General features: G+C 39.2%; 7 protein-coding genes. 2 read left to right on the top strand and 5 right to left on the bottom strand.

The genetic code is table 11. The annotated features are described in order from the left end of the window. Positions 1–148: 148 nt before the first annotated feature. Positions 149–1,018 carry a nucleotidyltransferase-like protein gene (locus JCM9157_RS22620; RefSeq protein ID WP_035668704.1) on the bottom strand — a complete coding sequence of 290 codons (870 nt, stop codon included), beginning with the start codon at positions 1,016–1,018 and terminating at the stop codon, positions 149–151. A 191-nt stretch (positions 1,019–1,209) separates the two neighbouring features. Between JCM9157_RS22620 and JCM9157_RS22615 the strand changes: the two genes are divergently transcribed. Further along, positions 1,210–1,563, top strand: coding sequence for a YgzB family protein (locus JCM9157_RS22615; protein ID WP_035668703.1), 354 nt, complete (start codon positions 1,210–1,212; stop codon positions 1,561–1,563). A gap of 54 nt (positions 1,564–1,617) precedes the next feature. Here JCM9157_RS22615 and perR read toward each other — a convergent pair whose 3' ends face one another. The 4 genes from perR to JCM9157_RS22595 form a co-directional block, all read right to left on the bottom strand. Beyond that, positions 1,618–2,061, bottom strand: coding sequence for a peroxide-responsive transcriptional repressor PerR (gene perR / locus JCM9157_RS22610; protein ID WP_035668699.1), 444 nt, complete (start codon positions 2,059–2,061; stop codon positions 1,618–1,620). An 87-nt stretch (positions 2,062–2,148) separates the two neighbouring features. After that, on the bottom strand, positions 2,149–2,448 hold the full coding sequence (locus tag JCM9157_RS22605; RefSeq protein ID WP_035668698.1) for a cyclic-di-AMP receptor: 300 nt from the start codon (positions 2,446–2,448) through the stop codon (positions 2,149–2,151). Between the two features lie 121 nt (positions 2,449–2,569). Next, entirely contained in the window at positions 2,570–3,046 is a 477-nt protein-coding gene (gene bcp, locus JCM9157_RS22600; protein ID WP_035668705.1) for a thioredoxin-dependent thiol peroxidase, read from the bottom strand. A 56-nt stretch (positions 3,047–3,102) separates the two neighbouring features. Continuing rightward, positions 3,103–3,525: a potassium channel family protein gene (locus JCM9157_RS22595; protein WP_035668697.1), complete on the bottom strand. Its 423-nt coding sequence runs from the start codon at positions 3,523–3,525 to the stop codon at positions 3,103–3,105. A gap of 178 nt (positions 3,526–3,703) precedes the next feature. Here JCM9157_RS22595 and JCM9157_RS22590 point away from each other — a divergent pair, with 178 nt between their 5' ends. Then, on the top strand, positions 3,704–4,996 hold the full coding sequence (locus JCM9157_RS22590) for a glutamate-1-semialdehyde 2,1-aminomutase (RefSeq protein ID WP_035668696.1): 1,293 nt from the start codon (positions 3,704–3,706) through the stop codon (positions 4,994–4,996). Positions 4,997–5,317 lie beyond the last annotated feature (321 nt).

Below are 5,317 nucleotides of genomic sequence, written 5' to 3'. Positions count from 1 at the left end.
TACTTGTCACTCAACAGCGACTTTTCTAATTTAACATTTCACAACTGATCTGTCAAATGTTTTTCAAAGAAAATGTTTTTGTCTTGCGTCGCCTCGTCAGCGACAAGTAATAATATATCATTTAAAAATTAACACGTCAACACTGTTTTTAATTTTTTTGAAACTGATAATAAGTCTTCATAATCCCTTCTGCTTTTGTTGGAGCTTTAAAACAGCTCACAAAGTCTTTCTCCACTAAGTGGCGAACAAGTAATTCGAGATCAACACGGTAATCTTCCGTTTCCTGTATGCTCATCAAATCAGAAATTAAATACTGGTTTTCAGAGTCAACTAAAGACAAGAAGTGCTGACTTCCATTCAAAGTTTTAGAATGAATCGCAAGCTCTGTCGCCAAAATTAACAGCTCAATTCTTTTTTCAAGTGACTCTTCACTCTTTAATAATTCTTGATACAGTTTATAAGTAGACGGTTCGATATGCTTTACCTGTTCCCAAACGGTCACTTCTGGATAGAAGCCGTGTTGAATAACCGATAATCTAGCTAAATGATGAAGAGCATGCATCATATTGCTAAACGCATCAAAGGAATGTCCATTTTCAAAAAGTGTTTTGCCTTCTTCAAACCTTCTCAGCATTTTCGTAAATTGAATCGTCATCTTCTTGCTGCGATCTCCTGGAGGAAAAGATTCAATTCGCTCTTTCACACCTTTAAGATATTCGTTACGATCAAACACAATCTTACCGTTGACCAACCAATCAACTAAGCGTCTGTGATTGCCAACGATTAATGTTTGGTGCATCATCGCCTGGCTCAGAAAATGAAACGAAACTCTTCGTTCCCCTACTTTATAATGTTTCACTTCCCATGTAATATCTTGTACGTTGTTAATAAGAAGAATCACCACATCGAACCCATCTGTAATCGACAACGGAGATTGTTCCTTATCTATTAATAAAATCGCAAGTGTATTTTCTTCGCTCGCTTGATCTATGTAAAGATGACGTAATAATGTGTCCATAAAAAAATCCCCTCTCCCCCTAAAAGCATTTAGATCTTGCTCCCACTTTTAGGTTTCAGAGTTTACAGATTCTACAGTTCAATTCTTTTTTCCTGCTAGGAAACGCGAAATCTTCATAACCTTTTAACATCCTGCGTGAGTGTTTTGGCGAAAGCTATGCTATACTACTACTAGATTTAGGAGGTAGACTAATGGCACTAAAATATACAAATAAGATTAATAAAATCCGAACGTTTGCTCTTTCCCTCGTCTTTGTAGGAATTCTCGTTATGTATATCGGTATCTTTTTTAGAGAGTCTTATATTGTCATGACACTTGCGATGTTAATTGGTTTCCTTTTTATCATCGGAAGTACTGTCGTTTATTTCTGGATCGGCATGCTCTCTACTAAAACGATACAAGTTGTTTGTCCAAGTTGTGGTGGCGCGACAAAGATGCTTGGCCGAGTCGATGCTTGCATGCATTGCAGCGAACCATTAACGATGGATAAGTCACTTGAAGGCAAAGACTTTGATGAGAAGTATAACCGCAAATCAACTAAATAACTAAAAAGGGAAACGTACCTATGTAGGCACGTTTCCCTTTTTAGTAGAAATCATTTAATTTAAAGTACTATTTTTATCTTGGCAGCTTGGACAAGTCCCGTAAATTTCCATCCGATGGTTATGAACTCTAAAGCCTGTAACATGTGCAGCTAAAGTTTCCACTTCATCAAGTCCCGGATAATGAAAATCAACGATCTTCCCACAATCTCCACAAATAACATGATAATGATCAGATGTGACCGAATCAAATCTACTCGACGCATCACCATACGTTAACTCTTTTACGATGCCAGCTTCCTTGAACACGCGAAGATTATTATAAACTGTCGCGACACTCATATTGGGAAAACGCCCCTCTAACGCCTTATAAATATCGTCAGCTGTTGGGTGGGTCATTGATTCATAAAGGAATTCTAGTATCGCATGACGTTGCGGAGTCATACGCACACGGGTGCTTTTTAAAGCATCAAGTGCATCTTGCAAGCGATGATCAGACATTGTCATGCACCTCTCTTTCAGAAAAAACCATTATTACTTTATAATTAGTATAATATGAAAAAAGCAGTGATGTCAATTATACTACCTTTATGTTGTTAACCCTAAAAAAGGAGCTGCATCCTTTACATCCACTAAGAAAGAAGTATAACGATGGGCTTGTTTACTGACCTTCCTCTTTCTCTGCTCAATGTCTAGACAAGCTTTCTTTAACGCTTCTTGTAGCTGCGGAATATCTTCTTCATTTACTCCGAATAGAAAGGTTGTATTCCCTTTTCTCCAGAAACCTCCAGAGCTCGCAAGCTCCGTCATTCGATAACCTTGTTTCTTCAACTGCACTTCCACTTCATCGGCATACACATTATCAATGATACATACTAGAAGTTTCACAGTAACACCCCCTAATCCAATTCCCTTTACTTACAAGTATTCGATTACATAGATAGATGTTCCTGTCTCCAAAGAGCATCACCAATAAAAAAATGCAAAAAATACTGTCTGTTAGAGTCCGTTAGTTTGATTCCAGCTCACTTCTTACATATGAAAGAGCTTCTTCGACGTGATCTTTTACTTTGACCTTTCTCCACTCTTTCACTAGTACTCCATCTTTATCAATAATAAAAGTAGAACGTTCAATGCCCATATATTCTTTCCCAAAGTTTTTCTTTAGTGTCCAGACTCCATAAGCTTCAGCAACTTGATGATCCTCATCAGCTAATAGTAGAAATGGAAGGTTATATTTTTCTATGAATTTCTCATGCCTCGCAACAGGATCAGGGCTTACTCCGAGAATCACTGTATTTAGTTCTGAGAAATCTTCCGTTTTATCTCGAAAATCACAAGCCTGAGTTGTACATCCAGGTGTCATATCTTTAGGGTAAAAATAGAGAATAACATTTTTGCCTTTGTACGAATCAAGCGAGACTGTTTGTCCGTTATTTGCTGGTAATGAGAATTGCGGTGCTTCTTTGCCTACTTCAACCATGATCATCATCCCTTCAATCGTCTTTCCTTTAGGGTAGCGGAACTCAAACGGAAAAACAACTACTCAGGCTTGCTTGTCACTTGTATAAAAGACGTCACAACAAAGGCCGCAGGAAGCAGATAACCAAATAATGCCTGTACAATCGCAACAATCCTACCAAAACCAACAGGTACGATATCTCCATATCCTACTGACAACATTGTAATCGCACTAAAGTATATAATATCTTCTACAAGATGCGGTACCGTTCCACCCGCATGCGCATTTCCTTCTTTAATCACTTGAATACCCATCAATTCAAACCCTAAATATAAAATCGAAAAGGACAAGATCACGGTTATATAAACGAGAAAAAGTAATGTGAAATGTCTTAATGAAACAGAATGTCTCCCTTTAATTGGACGGTAGCGTAGCAGCATAAGTATGCTAACTATCGTTCCGATCGTGGCAATAATGAGTATAAGCGATAAGATCCAGTTCATGTACAACGCCCCTCCTCATCTAACCATATGTCCACATGCTATTTTCTAGAATATTGAAAGTAAACGTCCAATCGCTTTTCACCGTGTTGCCATTTTTAACCTAGATTATTTGCTCTATAGCGTTGTCTATGGTTGAATAACAAGAAGATACATGTTCTATAAATGGAGGAATTTTTATATGAATTGGACAAAGTCAGAAGCATTATATAAAGAAGCACAAGAACTCATCGTTGGAGGAGTGAATAGTCCTTCTCGAGCTTTTAAAGCAGTAGGCGGTGGCAGTCCCGTCTTTATGGAAAAAGCGAAAGGCGCTTATTTTTGGGATGTAGATGGCAATAAGTACATCGATTATTTAGCCGCATACGGGCCGATCATTACCGGACATGCTCACCCACACATTACAAAAGCCATTCAAGAAGCAGCTGAAAACGGAATCTTATACGGAACACCGACTAAACTTGAAAATAAATTTGCAAGAATGCTACAAGAAGCCATTCCTTCTCTTGAAAAAGTTCGCTTCGTGAACTCTGGTACAGAAGCAGTTATGACAACGATTCGCGTTGCTCGTGCTTACACAGGTCGCGACAAAATCATTAAATTTGCCGGTTGTTATCACGGGCATTCTGATCTCGTTTTAGTTGCAGCCGGTTCAGGCCCATCAACACTAGGAACTCCAGACTCTGCTGGCGTTACAAAAAGCATCGCGAAAGAAGTCATCACCGTTCCTTTCAATGATATTGACGCATACAAAGATGCTTTAGATAAATGGGGCGATGAGATCGCCGCTGTTCTTGTTGAGCCGATCGTCGGAAACTTTGGAATCGTCGAGCCAGCTGAAGGATTTTTAGAAGCGGTTAACAAACTAACACACGACGCAGGCGCACTCGTTATTTACGATGAAGTAATTACAGCTTTCCGCTTTATGTATGGTGGCGCGCAAAACTATCTAGGAGTAGAACCAGATATGACTGCTTTAGGCAAAATCATCGGTGGCGGTTTGCCAATCGGTGCTTACGGTGGCCGAGTTGACATTATGGAAAAAGTAGCTCCACTAGGTCCCGCTTACCAAGCAGGCACAATGGCAGGAAACCCCGCTTCGATGAGCGCTGGTATCGCTTGTTTAGAAGTGTTAAAAGAAGAAGGACTGTATGACAAACTAGATCAACTCGGAGCTATACTTGAAGACGGCATTCTAACAGCAGCCAAAAAACACAACCAAACGATTACCGTAAACCGTCTTAAAGGAGCCCTGACCGTTTATTTCACAGACGAAAAAGTAAAAAACTACGAACAAGCCGAAAACACAAACGGCGAGCAATTCGGAATCTTCTTCAAGCAACTACTAAAACGCGGCATTAATCTCGCCCCATCAAAATACGAAGCATGGTTCCTAACAATTGCCCATACAGAACAAGACATCAAAGAAACCCTACAAGCCGTAGACGAAGCATTCGCCGAAATGAACCAATAACAAAACAAAAAAAGAACAACAAAAACGAGGCTAGACAAAACCACTTTGTCTAGCCTCTTATCAATTCGAAAATGTTTAAACAAGGAACGAGTCATTCATATAGCGAAGTATATTACCAGAGCGAGTGTGATCCAACTATCGCGCTCAAACTCTCTTTTATCGACTTGTCCATCCTCGCTTTTCATTAACAAAATTTAATAAAGAATGACGCACTAATTTAGCGGAGGAAATATACGTAGACTCCCTCAGAGAAAGTTGATCTGGTGGGGGTTTTCGTATGTTTTTTTTGTTTTGAAATTTTTTTAAAATATGCGATTCCCC

This window comes from Halalkalibacter akibai JCM 9157, from assembly GCF_000513135.1.
In the GTDB taxonomy this organism is placed as follows: Bacteria; Bacillota; Bacilli; order Bacillales; family Bacillaceae_D; genus Halalkalibacter; species Halalkalibacter akibai.
Note: the sequence above shows the minus strand (reverse complement) of the source record. Positions and strands in the feature narration are given on the sequence as shown.

Coding starts and splice junctions, on each gene's coding strand:
- JCM9157_RS22620 (WP_035668704.1), bottom strand. CDS start 1,018: ATGGACACATTATTACGTCATCTTTACATAGATCAAGCGAGCGAAGAA.
- JCM9157_RS22615 (WP_035668703.1), top strand. CDS start 1,210: ATGGCACTAAAATATACAAATAAGATTAATAAAATCCGAACGTTTGCT.
- perR (WP_035668699.1), bottom strand. CDS start 2,061: ATGTCTGATCATCGCTTGCAAGATGCACTTGATGCTTTAAAAAGCACC.
- JCM9157_RS22595 (WP_035668697.1), bottom strand. CDS start 3,525: ATGAACTGGATCTTATCGCTTATACTCATTATTGCCACGATCGGAACG.
- JCM9157_RS22590 (WP_035668696.1), top strand. CDS start 3,704: ATGAATTGGACAAAGTCAGAAGCATTATATAAAGAAGCACAAGAACTC.